This is a genomic window from Shewanella jiangmenensis (assembly GCF_018596335.1).
Classification (GTDB): Bacteria; Pseudomonadota; Gammaproteobacteria; order Enterobacterales; family Shewanellaceae; genus Shewanella; species Shewanella jiangmenensis.
In genome coordinates this window covers 154,684-171,697 of the sequence record NZ_JAHEPS010000001.1, presented here as the reverse complement: position 1 = coordinate 171,697, position 17,014 = coordinate 154,684, and the positions used below count along the sequence as shown (strand labels likewise).

The window sequence follows — 17,014 nt, the reverse complement described above, 5'->3', positions numbered from 1 at the left end:
CATGAGTTTATTCAATATCTTCAATGTGTCTGGCTCGGGCATGTCTGCCCAGTCAGTGCGCCTGAATACCACCGCCAGTAACATTGCCAACGCCGACTCGGTATCCAGCAGCGTGGATAAGACTTACAAGGCACGTCATCCGGTGTTTGAGGCTGAGCTTGCCAAGGCCAGTCAGGATCAGGCGTCCCGCGGTGTGAGTGTCAAAGGCATTGTCGAGAGCGACAAGCCATTGCAAAAAGAATATAACCCGGATCATCCGATGGCGGATAAAGACGGATTTATCTACAAACCCAATGTCAACGTGATGGAAGAGATGGCCGACATGATTTCGGCATCCCGCTCTTATCAGATGAATGCCCAGGTGGCCGATTCTGCAAAGAACATGTTGTTGCAGACATTGAGAATGGGCAAGTAATCAGGCTTGATGACAGGAGGTAGGCCGTGAGTTTTTTAAACTCCATTAGTCAGGCAACGGCGGCGCAGCAGACTACCAGCTCCGGCAATCCGTTTTTGGATGGCGTGCGGCTGCAGACCAACGCGGCGGTGCCGGAAGCCAAGAAGCAAGAGCTGACGCAGGAAGATTTTTTTGCGCTGCTGTCGCAGCAATTATCGATGCAGGATCCGTTCAAACCGGTGGAAAACGATCAGATGATTGCCCAGATGGCATCGTTTTCGACCGTGGATGGTATCGCCAAGCTTAATGACCACATTCTGAACCTCAACACCGTGATGACCTCGAGTCAGGCGCTGCAGGCTTCGGGTCTGGTAGGGCAGAAGGTGCTGATCCCGTCCGCCACCGGCAATGTGTCAAAAGAAGAGCCAAACATTAAGGGCGTTATCAGTACCCCAACCAAGATAGACCAAATCACGGTTCGGATTGAGGATGCCAAAGGGCAGTTGGTGAAGAGCTTTACCGTTGATGGCAGCGAAGGCGGCAACATCGATGTGAACTGGGATGGCCTCGACGCCGAGGGTAAACCGGTCGCAGAAGGAAATTACACCATCAAAGCCAGCGGCAAGGTGGACGGCAAGGCCCAGGAATTGCCGGTGTCAACTTACGCCCATGTGACCAGCGTGTCGCTGGGGACGGCGGCAACGGGCGCAATCCTGAATTTGCGCGGTGTCGGCGGGATTAAATTAACCGATGTGCTGGCAGTCGCTGAAGGCTGAGCCACAGACAAGTGAGGTAATAAACTTATGTCTTTTAATATTGCACTCAGCGGGATTGCAGCCGCACAGAAAGATCTGAACACCACGGCCAACAACATCGCCAACGTTAACACCACCGGCTTTAAAGAGTCCCGTGCCGAGTTTGCCGATGTGTATGCCGCGTCGATTTTTGCCAACAGTAAAACCCAGGTGGGTGGCGGTGTGACGACCACTCAGGTTGCCCAGCAGTTCCATCAGGGCAGCTTGCAGTTCACCAGCAACGCCCTCGATTTGGCCATCAGCGGCGGTGGCTTCTTTGTGACCTCGGCCGACCCTTCGGCTCGTGACTACAGCTTTACCCGCGCCGGCGCCTTTAAGGTCGACAGCAACAACTATCTGGTGGACTCTGCCGGTAACTTCCTGCAAACCTTCCCGGTGGACAAGTTTGGTAATTCCACCTCGGTAAGCTTGACTACCACCCGTCCGGTGCAAATTCCTGACACCGCCGGCAGCCCGGTCAAAACCGAGAACGTCGGTATTCAGATGAACCTCAATGCCGGTGAGAAGACCAAAGATCCTGCGGCGTTTGACCCTGAAGATCCCACCACCTTCAATAACTCAACCTCGTCCACCATTTACGACTCGCTCGGCGAGCCCCACATTCTGACCACCTATTTTGTGCGTCCGAATAATGGCGCTTACACAGGCGAAAACAACTGGGTGGCATACTACGCCCTCGATGGTCAGCCGGTGAACCTTAATGGCGCGGCCGGTACCTATCAGACAGATACCAACGGTGATGGCACCCCGGATGGCACGGGCACTGCCCAAACCACCGGCGGCTGGACCGGCGCCGTGCTTAAGTTCAATAGCACTGGTACCTACACCGGTACCGACCCTGCGATTATCACTACCCAGAACCTTGGTGTGGGCGGTGCGGGCATTCTTGGTCCGGGCGCCGATGGCAGCCAGACCATCACCATCAATTTTGCCAACCCCACCCAGTATGCCTCTGCGTTTGAAGTGACAGAGCTGACCCAGGACGGTACCACAGTCGGTCGTCTGACCAACGTCGAAGTGGGTGAAGATGGCCTTATCAAGGCCGCCTACAGCAACGGCAGCACAGTGCCGCTTGGACGGGTGGCGCTGGTGCGTTTCCCCAACGAGCAGGGCCTGACTCAGGTTGGCAATACCTCCTGGAAGGAGAGTTTGGCATCCGGTACCGCGCTTGCAGGTGAAGCTGCCAGTGGCACCTTCGGCTCCATCCGCTCGGCGGCACTTGAGCAGTCCAACGTGGATTTGACCACTGAGCTGGTTGACCTGATTTCGGCCCAGCGTAATTTCCAGGCCAACAGCCGGACGCTTGAGGTGAATAACACGCTGCAGCAAACCATCCTGCAGATCCGCTGATCTCATCTCTGGATTGCCGCCCTCGGGCGGCTTTTTTTTGCGTGTTTTGCGGCAGTGTTTTGCGGCTATGTTTTGCCCGTGGCTACAGCGTTTCGCTACGTTGGTTTTCGTGCGGTTTCTGCGCTTCGTTGCCGTCTTTTACAGCAGCTTAATCGCGTTTAAGTCGGTTTTTCTCGTCCAGCCGTTTCTGGCTTTTCCGTCTGCTGCAGCCTCCCACGGCTGCGCCTGCTTGATACTATTTCGCCCGCGTCAGCACGAGGCAAGTGCAAGATTACGTCACTGGCATAGTAATTGCTTTGAACTGTCCATGCTATTTCTTTGACGGAGCTTGCCGTGGATAAGTTTCTCTACATTGCCATGAGTGGTGCCAAGCAAAACCTCAACTCGCTTGCGGTGCGCGCCAACAACCTGGCCAACGCCAACACCGATGGTTTTAAGGCCGATCTGGAGCAATCCCGGGCAATGCAGGCCTTTGGTGAAGGGCTGCCCACCCGGGTGTTTTCCATGACGGAAAACCCGCAGGCAAGTTTTCGTCACGGCCCGATTAATTCCACCGCCCGGGATTTGGACATTGCCATTAAGGGCGATGGCTGGATTGCGGTAGAGGATGCACAGGGCAATGAGGCTTACAGCCGCGCCGGCAGTCTTAAGTTTGATGAAACCGGACTTCTGACCAACTCACAGGGCCACGCCGTGATGGGGGATGCAGGCCCGATTGTACTGCCACTGCCGATTGATAAAGTCGAAATTGCCCAGGATGGCACCATCACGGTAAGGCCTCAGGGCGCCACCGCCGAAGTGGTCGAAGAAGTGGCGCGGATAAAGCTTGTCAATCCCGGCAACCAAAACCTGATGCGCGGCGATGATGGCCTGTTTCGGATGATGAACGGCAACACGGCGCCGGCTGATGAAACCGTATCGGTGGAGAGCCGCGCCATCGAGGGCAGTAACGTAAGCCCGGTCGAAGAGATGGTCGCCCTTATCGACATCCAGCGGCAGTTTGAGCTGCAGGTAAAAATGATGAAAACCGCAGAAGAAAACGATAAGGCTTCTGCTCAACTTGTACGTATTGGCTAAGGAGACAGGATTATGCATCCCGCATTATGGATCAGTAAAACTGGCTTAGATGCACAGCAAACCGATATCGCCGTGATATCCAACAACGTCGCCAACGCCAGTACCGTGGGCTTTAAAAAAGACCGCGCTGTGTTTGAAGACCTGCTTTATCAAACCGTTAACCAGGCGGGCGGCATCAGCGCCTCCAACACCAAGCTGCCAAACGGCCTGAATATCGGCGCCGGTACCAAGGTGGTGGCAACCCAGAAAATGTTTACCCAGGGCAATATGCTCACCACCGACAATGCGCTGGATTTGATGATTGAAGGCCCCGGCTTTTTCGAAATTGCGTTGCCGGATGGCACTACCGCCTACACCCGTAACGGTCAGTTTTCCCTTGATGACACAGGTCAGATAGTGACGCCTGGCTCAGGCTATGTGCTGCAGCCGGCCATCACCATCCCCGATGATGCCACCAGTATTACCGTGTCGGCCGAAGGTGAAGTGTCGGTGAAAACTCCGGGCAATGCGGAAAACCAGATTGTCGGACAATTGACGATTTCCGATTTCATCAACCCGTCCGGCCTTGACCCCATAGGTCAGAACCTGTACCTCGAAACCGGTGCCAGCGGCACGCCCATTCAGGGTACTGCCTCTCTTGATGGCCTTGGCGCTATTCGCCAGGGCGCACTTGAAACCTCAAACGTGAACGTGACCGAGGAGCTGGTCAACCTTATCGAAAGCCAACGCATCTATGAAATGAACTCGAAAGTCATTTCAGCTGTGGATCAGATGCTGGCTTACGTGAATCAGAATCTCTGAGGAGTGATAGCCATGATTAGGCTGCTGCTGTTGTCTTCGCTGGTGGTGCTGGGCGGTTGTGCCAGCACTGACAGTAAACCCATTCCTGACGATCCTTACTATGCGCCTGTGTTCCCCGAGGAGCCGCAGGTGGCGCTTGAGCCCACGGGCTCGATTTTTATGGACGCCCAGGCGGCAAGCCTTTACACGGATATCCGCGCGCACCGGGTCGGCGACATCATCACAGTGATGCTGACCGAAAACACCCAGGCAAGCAAAAGTGCCAATAATGAAATCAAGAAAAACAATGATTTGTCAGTTGGCCCTGTGTCGGCGCTGGGCGTACCTGTGACCATTGGCGGCAACACCCTCGACCTTGGCTATCAGGACAGCATGAACACCAAGCGTGAAGCGGGCACAGATCAGAGCAATAGCCTCAGGGGCAATATCTCTGCCCACGTGATGCAGGTGCTGTCCAACGGCAACCTCGTTATTCGCGGCGAAAAATGGATAACCATCAACAACGGCGATGAGTTTATCCGCGTGACCGGCGTGGTTCGTCCCCAGGACATTACCCCCGACAACACCATCCAATCGACCCGGGTGGCCAACGCCCGCATTCAGTACAGCGGCACCGGAACCTTTGCCGAGTCGCAGAAAGTCGGCTGGCTGAGTCAGTTTTTCTTAAGTGGCTGGTGGCCCTTCTAAGGAGTAGCGTCATGAAATTCAGAATTTTGCTTGCCGCCGCCCTGATTGCCATGGTGGTACCGGCCAAGGCCGAGCGCATCAAAGACATCGCCGCCGTGCAGGGCGTGCGCAGTAACCAGCTGATTGGTTACGGTTTGGTGGTGGGCTTACCCGGCACAGGTGAAAAGGCCAACTACACAGAGCAAACCTTTACCACCATGCTGAAAAACTTCGGCATCAATTTGCCGGCCAACGTTAAACCCAAGATTAAAAACGTGGCCGTGGTGGCTGTGCATGCCGACATGCCGGCCTTTATCAAGCCCGGACAGACACTTGATGTGACAGTGTCCAGCATAGGTGAAGCCAAGAGTTTGCGCGGTGGCACCCTGCTGCAAACCTTTATGAAAGGGGTTGATGGCAATATCTACGCCATCGCTCAGGGCAGCCTGGTGGTCAGCGGCTTCAGCGCCGAGGGCCTTGATGGCTCAAAGGTTATTCAAAATACGCCTACCGTTGGCCGTATTCCCAATGGGGCGCTGGTGGAACGTGCCGTGCCATCGGCCTTTGCCAGTGGCGACTTTTTAACGTTTAACCTGCACCGAGCCGATTTCTCCACCGCCAAGCGTATGGCCGATGCCATCAACGATTTGCTCGGCCCCGAGATGGCACGGGCACTCGATGCCGCCTCGGTGCAGGTGTACGCCCCCCGCGATGCCTCGCAGCGGGTGTCGTTTCTGGCCACCCTTGAAAACCTGGAAGTGGAGCCTGCCGACGAGTCGGCCAAAATAATCGTCAATTCCCGCACCGGCACCATAGTGGTGGGGCAGAACGTCAAACTCCTGCCGGCGGCCGTGACCCATGGCGGCCTTACTGTGACCATCGCCGAAAACCAGCAGGTTTCACAGCCTAATGCCCTTGCCGGCGGCAATACCGTGGTGACCGATCAAAGCACCATAGATGCGGCTCAGGCCAATAACCGCATGTTTATGTTTAACCCGGGCACCAGTCTTGATGAGTTGGTGCGGGCGGTGAATCTGGTGGGCGCTGCGCCATCGGACGTGCTGGCAATCCTCGAAGCGCTAAAAATGGCAGGCGCTTTGCATGGCGAGCTTATCGTCATCTGATTTCAGTCGGTTAATTGGCAACCCATTATGGAAAAGCTCTCGAACGCCTCGCACTTCCTCGACATCGGCGGCCTGGACAAGCTTCGTGCCCAGGCCAAAGCCGATGACAAGGGCGCGCTGAAGGAAGTTGCCAAGCAGTTTGAGGGGATTTTCGTGCAGATGCTGATGAAGAGCATGCGCGATGCCAACGCGGTGTTTGAATCCGACAGCCCGTTTAACAGTCAGTACACCAAGTTTTACGAAGAGATGCGTGACCAGCAGATGGCGGTCGACATGTCGCAAAAGGGCATTCTCGGGCTTGCCGATTTGATGGTGCAGCAACTGTCACCCAAAGACAGCCCGATAACCCCGGCCTCTGTGCTTGGCGGTGACAAGCGTTTTGCTATGGACGATGTGCCTGAGATGCTGCGCCGCAGCGATGCTGCTGACGATGCTGCGCGCACCGATGGCACTCCTACTGATGGCAAGCTGCCGGAGGCGCTGCGCGCTGTCAATCCGGAGCACGCCGTGAGCGCTGTGCCGTACTCGCCGCTGTTGCTCGATGACATTCATCAGGGACCGCAGCTTAACGATGCCACAAGCGCCGAGGCGGTGTTTGACGATTTGCTTGCCGGGCGTGAGCCAGCAGCGGCTGTCGAAGTTGCCAAAGCCGCGCCACTTAACAAGCTTAATGACGGCCCGCGCCAGGATGCGAACTTCAGCGACCGTCAGGACTTTATCCGCCAGCTGATGCCGCTTGCCGAGCAAGCCGCAAAACGCCTTGGCACCAAGCCTGAGGTCTTGATTGCCCAGGCCGCACTGGAAACCGGCTGGGGCCAGAAAGTGGTACGCCGCGCGGACGGCAGTGCCGGTAATAACCTGTTTAACATCAAGGCCGACCGCCGCTGGGAAGGGGACAAGACCATGGTCAGTACCCTGGAATTTGAGCACGGGGTGGCGGTGCGCCAGAAAGCCGACTTCAGGGTTTACGACAGTCTGGAGCAGAGCTTTAACGACTTTGTTGACTTTTTATCCAATGCCGACCGTTACGCCGATGCGCTCAAGCAGGCGGCCAGGCCGGCAAGCTTTGTTCAGGGACTGCAAAACGCAGGCTATGCAACCGATCCCCAATATGCCGATAAGGTAATGAGGGTGATGCAGGCCGTGGTATCTGAGCTGAAAGCCATGGCGCTTGGCGATAACTGAGCCGGAGGCATAACGAATCATGAGCATAGATTTACTGAATATTGCCCGCACCGGGGTATTGGCCTCCCAGGCACAGCTCGGTGTGACCAGTAATAACATCACCAACGCCAACACCGAAGGCTACAACCGTCAGGTTGCGACCCAGTCGACTCACTTATCACAACGCCTCGGTAACAGCTTTTATGGCACAGGTACTTATGTGTCCAGTGTCAAACGTGTTTACAACGAATATGCCGCCCGTGAGCTGCGTATTGGTCAAACCGCCAAAGGCGCTGCTGAAGTGACTCACACCAAGATGAGTGAGCTCGATCAGCTGTTTTCCCAGATAGGCAAGGCGGTGCCCAAGTCACTCAATGACCTTTTTGCCAGCATCAACAGCCTGGCAGACTTGCCGGGGGATTTGGGGATCCGCGGCGGTGTGCTCAGCTCTGCCTCACAAATGGCGAGCGCCATCAATGAGATGCAGCGCCAGCTCGAAGGGCAGATGAAACAAACCCACGAGCAGATAGAAGCGGTGACCAACCGCATCAACGAAATCAGTACCGAGCTTGCCAACATCAACCGTGAGCTGATGAAAACCATGGGCGAGGATATGCAACTGCTGGATAAGCAGGATGCGCTCATCATGGAGCTCAGCCAATATGCCCAGGTGAATGTTATTCCGCTGGAAAACGGCGCCAAGAGCGTCATGCTTGGCGGTGCTGTGATGCTGGTGTCATCGGATATCAGCATGAAAATGGGTACCTCCAAGGGCGATCCTTACTCCGATGAGCTCAGGATCACTGCAAGCTCCGGCAGCTCCAATCTGGTGGTGGACCCCGCCAAACTCGGTGGCCAATTGGCTGCGCTGTACGATTTTCGCGATAAAACCCTGATCCCCGCCGAGCATGAGCTCGGGCAGTTTGCCCTTGGGATTGCCAACGCCTTTAACGAAGCCCAGAAGGCGGGCTTTGATATGAACGGCAATGTTGGCAGCAATATTTTCATGGATATCAACGACCCATTGATAGCCCAGAGCCGGGTCGGTGAGTATTCCACCAACGCCGGCACCGCCAAGCTCAGCGTCAATATCGATGATGTTGGCAATCTGTCCGGCGGCGCGTATGAGCTTAAATTTACCGCACCCGCGACCTATGAGCTCACCGACTCAATCACAGGCGTGGTGACGCCGCTGACCTTAAGCGGCAGCACCCTAACCGGCGCTGACGGCTTTTCTATCAATATTGATGCCGGCGCCATGGCAAGCGGCGACAGGTTTCAGATAAGGCCAACCGCAGGCGCCGCAGCGCAGATGTCAGTGGTCATGACAGATCCCAAAGGTATCGCCGCTGCCGCGCCAAAAATCAGTGCAGACAGCGGCAATTCCGGCAATACCTCGGTCAAGCTCACCAGCATAGATAACCGTAATGCCGCCAATTTCCCGGTTACCGGCGGTGAACTTACCTTCACCATCAACACAGGTGCCGGTACCTATGATGTGACCGATGCCGATGGCAACGCCGTTGCCACAGGCGTTGCCTACACGCCGCCTTCCATCAGCGCCTACGGTTTTACCTTTGAAGTCAGTGCAAGCGGCGCCGCAACCGACAGTTTTACCTTCGATTTAAGCTACGCCGAGGGTGATAACAGCAATGCGCTGGCCATGGCCGGTATGGCGGACGACAAGCTGATGAATGGCGGCAAGTCGACCCTTATCGACGTATTTGAAAACACCAAGCAGGACATAGGCTCCCGCACCAAGGCGGCCGAGGTGCGGATGGAATCATCCAAAGCGATTTACGAGCAGGCCTACAGCCGGGTGCAGGAAGTCTCCGGGGTAAACCTTGATGAAGAGGCCTCCAATTTGCTCCGTTATCAGCAGTCATATCAGGCATCCGCCCGCATTATGACCACAGCCCAGCAGATTTTTGACACCCTGTTCGCCTCGGTGCGTTAAGAGGATTGAGTGATGCGTATATCTACCGCGCAAATGTTCACCCAGAACACCAGCAGCATACTGCAAAAGCAAAGCGAGGCGGCCAAGCTGCTCGAGCAGCTTTCCAGCGGCAAAAAGGTTAACACCGCCGGTGACGATCCGGTGGCGTCACTTGGTATTGATAACCTCAATCAGCAGCAGGCGCTGGTGGATCAGTTCTTAAAGAATATCGACTACGGCAAGAACCACCTCGGCATTGCCGAGAGCAAGCTTGGCAGCGCCGAAGAGCTGGTAACCACACTCAGGGAAAACATCCTTCGTGGCGTAAACGGCGGTTTGTCAGATTCCGAGCGGCAAATGATTGCCGATGAAATGCGCGGCAGCCTCGAAGAGCTGCTGAATGTTGCCAACACCCGCGACGAATCCGGCAATTTTATGTTTTCCGGCTTTAAGACTGATACCGAACCCTTTGCCTTTGATAGCAGCGGCAACATGGTTTACAGCGGTGATTCCGGCGTGCGTGACGCCATGGTGTCACGGGGTATTGCCGTTGGTACCAATATTCCCGGTGACACAGCCTTCATGAAGGTGCCAAACGCACTTGGTGATTATGCCGTCAATTATTTGTCGACTCAGACCGGCAGTTTCACCGTGCAGAGCGCGGCCATTTCTAACCCTGCCACCCATGTTGAAGAAACCTATACCTTTAATTTCATTGATAATGGCGCTGGCGGCGTCAACCTGGAAGTGCGAGACAGCGGCAATGCCTTGGTCAGTACCGTCAATAACTTCGATGCCAGCAATCCGGTGAGTTTCAACGGTATTGAAGTCAAATTGTCTGGAAAACCCGCTGCCGGTGACAGTTTCACCATGGCGCCGCAGGACGAAGAAAGCATTTTTAACACCATAAACAAAGCAATAGCGCTGATTGAAGACGATACCCGCATTAATTCACCTGCTGGTATCTCTGAGTTGGCACAACTTTTGAATAACACTGATAGCGGATTAAAACAGCTCAGCATCGCCAGAAGCGTGGCAGGTAACAACCTCAAGAGCCTTGAGAGTTACGCCGGACGACACGCCGAAGAGCAGGTCGTCAATACCTCGGCGCTGTCACTGCTGGAAGATCTGGATTACGCGTCTGCGATTACGGAATTTGAGAAGCAGCAACTGGCCCTCAATGCCGTATCCAACGTGTTTAGCAGAGTGGGTTCTGTGTCACTGTTTGATTATTTGTAACAGCGTCAACGCCACTTACTGGAAGCAACTTTGTTAACGAAATTAGCCAAGCTCCAAGCCTTGGCGGTAACACTAGGAAGAGGAACTCAACATGGCTATTACTGTTAATACCAATGTGACCTCCATGAAGGCCCAGAAGAACCTGAACATGTCCAGTGGTCAGTTGGCGACTTCCATGGAGCGTCTGTCATCCGGTCTGCGCATCAACAGCGCCAAAGACGACGCTGCCGGTCTGGCAATTTCTAACCGTCTGAACAGTCAGGTGCGTGGCCTGGAAGTGGGCATGCGTAATGCCAACGACGGTATCTCCATCGCCCAGATTGCTGAAGGCGCAATGCAGGAGCAGACCAACATGCTGCAGCGTATGCGCGACCTGTCAATACAGGCTGAAAACGGCGCCAACAGCACCGACGACCTGCAGGCGTTACAGGATGAAATTAACCAGCTGATTTCGGAAGTGACTGCGATCGGTAATACCACGGCTTTTGGTAACACCAAGCTGATGACCGGTGATTTCTCTGGCGGTAAGAAGTTCCAGGTGGGTCACCAGGAAGGTGAGGACGTAACCATCACAGTGAAGACCAACAATTCGGCGTCTTTGTCTGTTAACGCGGTGACGGTAATGACCTCTGCTGGTCGTAACTCCTCTCTTGGCCGTATTGATGCCGCCATCAAGACCATCGACACCCAGCGCGCAGCGCTTGGTGCGGTGCAAAACCGTTTGGCACACAACATCGCCAACAGTGCCAACACCCAGGCTAACGTTGCCGATGCCAAGAGCCGTATCGTGGATGTGGACTTTGCCAAAGAAACCTCGGCCATGACCAAGAATCAGGTGCTGCAACAAACAGGCTCTGCGATGCTGGCACAGGCCAACCAGTTGCCACAGGTTGCACTGTCACTGCTCGGTTAATCATCGATAGCGTTCAGGATGCGACCTTGCCTGCCGGGCGGCAAAATATTGCCGCAAGTCAGGCGGGTCGCTCTGTTTTTTTGATGAGTAATTGACTGAATAAAAAATAAAATTAAAAAAACTGCAGAATTTTTGAAAAAAGCCCTAAAGGATAAAAAGACGCTGCCGCTAAATATACTGTAACGAGTATGACCGCCTGGCTGAACAAGACAGGCTAGTCCTGAGCCAGGTAACCAAGAGGAAACGATCATGGCCATTACAGTAAACACCAACGTCACTTCCATGAAGGCACAAAAGAACCTGACCTTCTCCAACCGTGATCTGGCAACCTCTATGGAGCGTCTGTCCTCAGGTCTGCGGATCAACAGTGCCAAAGACGATGCGGCAGGTCTCGCCATCTCCAACCGTCTGAACAGTCAGGTTCGTGGTTTGGAAGTTGGTATGCGTAACGCCAACGATGCTATCTCCATCGCACAGATTTCTGAAGGTGCGATGCAAGAGCAGACCAACATGCTGCAGCGTATGCGTGACCTGGCGATCCAGGCCGAAAACGGCGCTAACAGCTCAGCTGACCTGCAGGCTCTGAAAGATGAGATGGACCAACTGGCACTGGAAATCACCGCTATCGGTGACACAACTGCGTTTGGTAACACCAAGCTGATGACTGGCGACTTCTCTGGCGGTAAGAAGTTCCAGGTGGGTCACCAGAATGATGAAGATGTCACCATCACAGTGAAGGCCAATAATGCCGGTACTTTGTCAGTGAACTCTATCACAGTGTTGACGTCTGCCGGTCGCAACTCAGCTCTGGGTAAGATTGACGCTGCTATCAAGAGCATCGATACCCAGCGCGCTTCCCTCGGTGCTATCCAGAACCGTCTGTCTCACAACATCAGCAACAGTGCCAACACCCAGGCCAACGTTGCCGATGCCAAGAGCCGTATCGTAGACGTGGACTTCGCCAAAGAAACCTCAGCCATGACCAAGAGTCAGGTTCTGCAGCAAACTGGTTCTGCGATGCTGGCTCAGGCTAACCAGTTGCCTCAAATCGCCCTGTCTCTGCTGTAATAGAGTCCGGATTTTGAGGGGGCAGGGGAGGTTCGGTAACGGATCTCCCTTTGCCATATCTGAAGCGTGCCCAGTCTGCCATACTGTAAAAGCAGCCGGGTGCCCCTGAGATGGTGAGGTAAGGTATGGATATTGCATTAGTTGGTGGTCAGTCGCCACAGCAACAACAGCAACGTGCTGAACTTGCTGCAACATCCGTCAAACCTATGGCTCCGAAAGAGACGGAGCTTAAGCGGCAGGATTTGACACAGCCGGTGGATGCCAGCGAAAAAGCTGAAGCCAAAGACCGGGAAGAAGAGCGGCAGTCAAAACAAGACGAGCTGAACGCGGTTGCGCAGGAGATGTCAAACATGATGTCCGTTATGCGTAAAGGCTTGGATTTCAGAGTGGATGATAAGTCTGGGGAAGCGGTCGTCAGCGTTATGGATGTGGAGTCGGGCGATATCATTCGTCAGATCCCCAGTGAAGAAGCCCTCAAGCTTGCTCAGAAAATGTCAGAGGTGACCGGCCTTTTGATGAAGACTGAAGCCTGAGGTGAACATGTAATACGAGGTTTTTATGGCTTTAACTGCAACAGGTATAGGCTCTAATCTGCCAATTAATGACATGGTTTCGGCCATTGTTAACGCGGAGAAATTGCCGAAAGAGGCGCTGTTCAACCGGACAGAAGATACTATCAATGCCAAGGTTTCAGCCGTAGGTACCTTAAAAAGTGAATTGGCCAAGTTTCAGGATGCTTTGAAAAAGCTCCAAAAAGGCAATGAGCTAAGCGCCCGTAAAGTCAGCACGGGTGACAGTCAATATTTTAAAGCCACAGCTGATAAGTTTGCGCAGAATGGCACTTACGCCATTAAGGTCGAAAAACTCGCCTATGCGCACAAGGTGGCCGGTGATACCACAGCGCTCGCAACCGATAAACCCGGCGAAGGTCGTCTCGACTTTACCGTCAATGGGGCATCATTCGGGGTCGATATTGCCGCGACCGATGATTTGCAGGCCATCGCTCGCAAAATCAACGATGCCAGTGACAATAAAGGCGTGGTTGCAACAGTCGTCACCAGTGACGATGGCAGCCGTTTGGTGTTTTCGTCTGAAAAAACCGGTACCGACAATCAGATTTCAGTGACGGCAACCGATGCTGTGGGTGCGGGTACCGGGCTCAATGATATGTTCAACGGCGCCAATCTGACCGAGCTGCAGCCAGCGCAAAATGCGGTGCTTTATATCGACAACCAGAAAATCACTTCCCAAAGCAATGAAATCAAAGGCGCGATTACCGGGGTTACACTGGAGCTGACTAAAGCCGATATTGGCCAGACAGGAACTCTGACCATCAGCCAGGATGACACGAAAGTCAAAGAAAATGTCAAAGGCTTCGTTGATTCTTACAATGCCCTGATAGATTCGATTAATAAGCTCTCATCCTATGATGCGGACAAAAAGAAAGCGTCGGCATTGCAGGGTGACCCGATGATCCGCTCCTTGGAGTCACAACTTCGGAGCATGGTAAGTGAGCGGGTTGATGTCGACGGCAAGACTATTGCGCTCTATGACATGGGCATCAAGACTGACAGGTATGGCAAACTCTCAATCGATGACGCCAAACTTGACAAAGCTATCGCCGAAGACATGAACTCGCTGGAGGGGCTGTTTTCTACTGAAAGTACCGGGCTTGCTAATCGTTTTGCCGAATTGGCCAACACCTACACAAAATCCGGTGGGGTTATCAGTACCCGTAACGACACCTACAACAGCGAGAAGAAGCGCTTGGATACCCAGCGCGAAGCTTTTTCCCTAAAAATGAAATCCTTGGAATCAAGGCTTTTTAAACAATTCAATAAGATGGACCTTGTTGTTGCCAGTCTGAATCAACAGACATCCGGACTCATCGACAGATTGAATTCGCTGCCGGGTGTAGTAAAAGGCTAGATTTTCAGGGGCGATAAATGACAAGTAGACTCCATGATGTCAATCAGCAGTTACAGGAAATCCTTTTTCAGCTCGAAAATCTGGCAGCTGAAGACGAAGCTTGTGATGACCTGGTATTAAATTTGCAAGATACGATGACTGAGCGTCAAAATTTGTTGCTGAATTTGACTGAGGCTGAGGGCGCCGGGGACAGGCAGTTTTTGCAAACGCAATTGCAGATGACTGAAGAGTTCCTCAACAGGACTAAGTCCTTACAAGCGCATCGGCAACAGTTATTGAGTATCAGCAGCCAGAGTAAACGCCAACTCAATGTGTATAAAACAATAGATGCAAATAGGTAGGTTTCTATGAGAGGGTCACTGCAATCATATCGCAAGGTGTCGTTGGAGAGTGAAATTGCTGTCGCTTCGCCTCATCGTATTATTCAGTTGATGTTTGCGGGTGCATTGGAGCGTCTGGCACAAAGTCGTTATGCGATTGAGCAAAATGATTTGCAGAGCAAAGGCGTGTACATCGGAAAAGCCATCGGCATCATTACGGCGCTGTCGAACAGTTTGAACATGGATTCTGGTGGAGAGATAGCTAAAAACTTAAGCGACCTCTATGATTTCGTGCTGCGCCGGATCAGCGTGGCCAACCTCAACAATGACCCGCAGGCGATTGATGACGCGATGGCAATTCTGCGTGACATCAAAGAAGGTTGGGATGCGATTCCTGCCGATCAGCACCATCTCACATCACACAGCGAAGCTGTTTGATTTCGTTCAAAAAATAGTCTCGCAAAAGGGCGCACAGTGTGCGCCTTTTTTGACAATAGCCAGAGAATTGACCAAAAGGGTCGGAAGCGAAGGAAAATTGGTCTAGAATCAGAGGCAAAAGACTTTATTGTAAAGCAGAGACTTGCTTCTGGATTGCCGATAATACAATATTCGGATTGGTGTGAATGACCGGAAGTTTTACCGGAGTAACAGCATTGACGCCCCGTGAGCAACTAACACCAATAATTAATGCGATTCAATCGATTTACGAGCGTTACGGCCAACTGAATGATGCAGACAGACCAGAGAATTTTGCTTGTAGGAAACCGGACAGATCGTTTGAACCGTCTTTCCTTCATTCTTGAGTTTTTAGGTGAGCAGCTGGACTTTTGCGGAGCTGACTCCACAGAAGCACGGATTAGTCAAACCCGCTATCGGGCGCTTATCCTCGACCTGAGTGAATTATCACTGGAACAAGTGAAAGCCATCGCCGCCAAGGCGCCATGGCAGCCCGTGTTGCTCCTGGGTGAGGCCGACGGCCTTGCCAATAACCTTATCGGTGTCGTCGAAGAACCCTTTAACTACCCGCAACTGACGGAGCTTTTGCATTTCTGTCAGGTGTTTGGGCAGATGAAGCGCCCCGATGTGCCTACCAGTGGCAATCAAACCAAACTGTTCAGAAGCCTGGTTGGCCGCAGCGACGGTATAGTGAACGTTCGTCATCTTATCAATCAGGTCGCGCCGTCAGACGCTACCGTGCTGGTACTGGGGCAATCTGGTACCGGTAAAGAAGTGGTTGCCCGCAATATTCATTATCTGTCTGAGCGCCGCGATGGCCCCTTTATTCCGGTCAACTGCGGCGCCATCCCGCCAGAGCTGCTGGAAAGCGAGCTCTTTGGCCATGAAAAAGGGTCCTTTACCGGCGCTATCAGCTCCCGCAAGGGCCGTTTTGAGCTCGCCGAAGGCGGCACCCTGTTCCTTGATGAAATCGGTGATATGCCGCTTGCCATGCAGGTTAAACTGCTGCGGGTGTTGCAGGAGCGGGTATTTGAGAGGGTAGGGGGCAGCAAGCCAATTCAGGCCAACGTGCGCGTGGTGGCGGCAACCCACAGAGACCTTGAAAAGATGATAGAAAATAATGATTTCCGGGAGGATCTCTTCTATCGTCTCAACGTATTCCCCATCGAAATGCCGGCACTCAGTGAGCGCAGGGAAGATATTCCACTGCTGCTGCAGGAGCTGGTCAGCCGCGTCTTCAATGAAGGGCGGGGTAAAGTGCGCTTCACCCAGCGTGCCATTGAGTCGCTCAAAGAGCACGACTGGTCGGGCAATGTCAGGGAGCTGTCGAATCTGGTCGAGCGCCTCACCATTCTGTATCCGGGCGGCCTTGTTGATGTGAACGACCTGCCGGTTAAATACCGTCATATCGATGTGCCTGAATACTGCGTCGAAATCAGTGAAGAGATGCAGGAGCGCGATGCGCTGGCGTCTATTTTCAGTGACGATGAGCCGGTCGAGCTGCCGGAAACCCGTTTCCCGAGCGAGCTGCCACCTGAAGGGGTAAACCTCAAGGATTTGCTGGCTGAGCTTGAAATCGACATGATCCGTCAGGCGCTGGAGCAGCAGGACAACGTGGTTGCCCGGGCCGCTGAAATGCTTGGGATCCGCCGCACGACGCTGGTCGAGAAAATGCGTAAATATGGGATGAGCAAAGAATAATTTGCTGTTGCTTGCCCAATTTAGCCAACTGAATATCACACCTTTGCCTTAGTGGCACGTA

18 protein-coding genes are annotated in these 17,014 nt (G+C 53.6%); 17 read left to right on the top strand and 1 reads right to left on the bottom strand.

Annotation, left to right across the window (positions count from 1 at the left end):
- Position 1 precedes the first annotated feature (1 nt).
- The 11 genes from flgC (at position 2) to KJI95_RS00760 (ending at position 11,479) form a co-directional block, all read left to right on the top strand.
- Complete coding sequence (flgC, locus tag KJI95_RS00810; protein WP_214505273.1) at positions 2 to 415, top strand: flagellar basal body rod protein FlgC; 414 nt, start codon at positions 2 to 4, stop codon at positions 413 to 415.
- Positions 416 to 441: 26 nt separating this feature from the next.
- Complete coding sequence (gene flgD, locus KJI95_RS00805) at positions 442 to 1,170, top strand: flagellar hook assembly protein FlgD (RefSeq protein ID WP_214505272.1); 729 nt, start codon at positions 442 to 444, stop codon at positions 1,168 to 1,170.
- Between the two features lie 27 nt (positions 1,171 to 1,197).
- A complete protein-coding gene (flgE, locus tag KJI95_RS00800) occupies positions 1,198 to 2,559 on the top strand; it encodes a flagellar hook protein FlgE (RefSeq protein WP_214505271.1) in 1,362 nt (453 codons plus the stop codon).
- Between the two features lie 333 nt (positions 2,560 to 2,892).
- Positions 2,893 to 3,636 carry a flagellar basal-body rod protein FlgF gene (flgF, locus tag KJI95_RS00795; RefSeq protein WP_214505270.1) on the top strand — a complete coding sequence of 248 codons (744 nt, stop codon included), beginning with the start codon at positions 2,893 to 2,895 and terminating at the stop codon, positions 3,634 to 3,636.
- A gap of 12 nt (positions 3,637 to 3,648) precedes the next feature.
- Positions 3,649 to 4,437 carry a flagellar basal-body rod protein FlgG gene (flgG, locus tag KJI95_RS00790; protein ID WP_214505269.1) on the top strand — a complete coding sequence of 263 codons (789 nt, stop codon included), beginning with the start codon at positions 3,649 to 3,651 and terminating at the stop codon, positions 4,435 to 4,437.
- Between the two features lie 12 nt (positions 4,438 to 4,449).
- Complete coding sequence (gene flgH, locus KJI95_RS00785; protein ID WP_214505268.1) at positions 4,450 to 5,124, top strand: flagellar basal body L-ring protein FlgH; 675 nt, start codon at positions 4,450 to 4,452, stop codon at positions 5,122 to 5,124.
- A gap of 11 nt (positions 5,125 to 5,135) precedes the next feature.
- The gene (locus KJI95_RS00780; protein ID WP_214505267.1) at positions 5,136 to 6,227 is read left to right on the top strand and encodes a flagellar basal body P-ring protein FlgI; all 1,092 of its coding nucleotides are present in this window, start codon (positions 5,136 to 5,138) and stop codon (positions 6,225 to 6,227) included.
- 27 nt (positions 6,228 to 6,254) lie between these two features.
- Complete coding sequence (flgJ, locus tag KJI95_RS00775) at positions 6,255 to 7,412, top strand: flagellar assembly peptidoglycan hydrolase FlgJ (RefSeq protein ID WP_214505266.1); 1,158 nt, start codon at positions 6,255 to 6,257, stop codon at positions 7,410 to 7,412.
- Between the two features lie 19 nt (positions 7,413 to 7,431).
- A complete protein-coding gene (gene flgK, locus KJI95_RS00770; protein ID WP_214505265.1) occupies positions 7,432 to 9,348 on the top strand; it encodes a flagellar hook-associated protein FlgK in 1,917 nt (638 codons plus the stop codon).
- A gap of 12 nt (positions 9,349 to 9,360) precedes the next feature.
- A complete protein-coding gene (gene flgL, locus KJI95_RS00765) occupies positions 9,361 to 10,566 on the top strand; it encodes a flagellar hook-associated protein FlgL (protein WP_214505264.1) in 1,206 nt (401 codons plus the stop codon).
- A 91-nt stretch (positions 10,567 to 10,657) separates the two neighbouring features.
- The gene (locus KJI95_RS00760) at positions 10,658 to 11,479 is read left to right on the top strand and encodes a flagellin N-terminal helical domain-containing protein (RefSeq protein ID WP_214505263.1); all 822 of its coding nucleotides are present in this window, start codon (positions 10,658 to 10,660) and stop codon (positions 11,477 to 11,479) included.
- On the opposite strand, the gene KJI95_RS00755 is transcribed toward KJI95_RS00760, so the two are convergent.
- Entirely contained in the window at positions 11,476 to 11,736 is a 261-nt protein-coding gene (locus KJI95_RS00755; RefSeq protein ID WP_214505262.1) for a hypothetical protein, read from the bottom strand. The two genes, KJI95_RS00760 and KJI95_RS00755, sit on opposite strands and share 4 nt — an antisense overlap.
- Here KJI95_RS00755 and KJI95_RS00750 point away from each other — a divergent pair.
- The 6 genes from KJI95_RS00750 (at position 11,729) to KJI95_RS00725 (ending at position 16,953) form a co-directional block, all read left to right on the top strand.
- Entirely contained in the window at positions 11,729 to 12,547 is an 819-nt protein-coding gene (locus KJI95_RS00750; protein WP_214505261.1) for a flagellin N-terminal helical domain-containing protein, read from the top strand. The genes KJI95_RS00755 and KJI95_RS00750 overlap by 8 nt on opposite strands.
- Before the next feature lie 125 nt (positions 12,548 to 12,672).
- On the top strand, positions 12,673 to 13,080 hold the full coding sequence (locus tag KJI95_RS00745; RefSeq protein WP_214505260.1) for a flagellar protein FlaG: 408 nt from the start codon (positions 12,673 to 12,675) through the stop codon (positions 13,078 to 13,080).
- A 25-nt stretch (positions 13,081 to 13,105) separates the two neighbouring features.
- Positions 13,106 to 14,476 (top strand): flagellar filament capping protein FliD, encoded by a 1,371-nt coding sequence (gene fliD, locus KJI95_RS00740; RefSeq protein WP_214505259.1) that lies wholly within the window; start codon positions 13,106 to 13,108, stop codon positions 14,474 to 14,476.
- A gap of 17 nt (positions 14,477 to 14,493) precedes the next feature.
- Positions 14,494 to 14,817, top strand: a complete 324-nt coding sequence (locus tag KJI95_RS00735; protein WP_214505258.1) for a hypothetical protein — start codon at positions 14,494 to 14,496, stop codon at positions 14,815 to 14,817.
- Between the two features lie 6 nt (positions 14,818 to 14,823).
- Complete coding sequence (gene fliS, locus KJI95_RS00730; RefSeq protein WP_214505257.1) at positions 14,824 to 15,234, top strand: flagellar export chaperone FliS; 411 nt, start codon at positions 14,824 to 14,826, stop codon at positions 15,232 to 15,234.
- A gap of 288 nt (positions 15,235 to 15,522) precedes the next feature.
- On the top strand, positions 15,523 to 16,953 hold the full coding sequence (locus KJI95_RS00725) for a sigma-54 dependent transcriptional regulator (RefSeq protein ID WP_284730664.1): 1,431 nt from the start codon (positions 15,523 to 15,525) through the stop codon (positions 16,951 to 16,953).
- Positions 16,954 to 17,014: the final 61 nt, after the last annotated feature.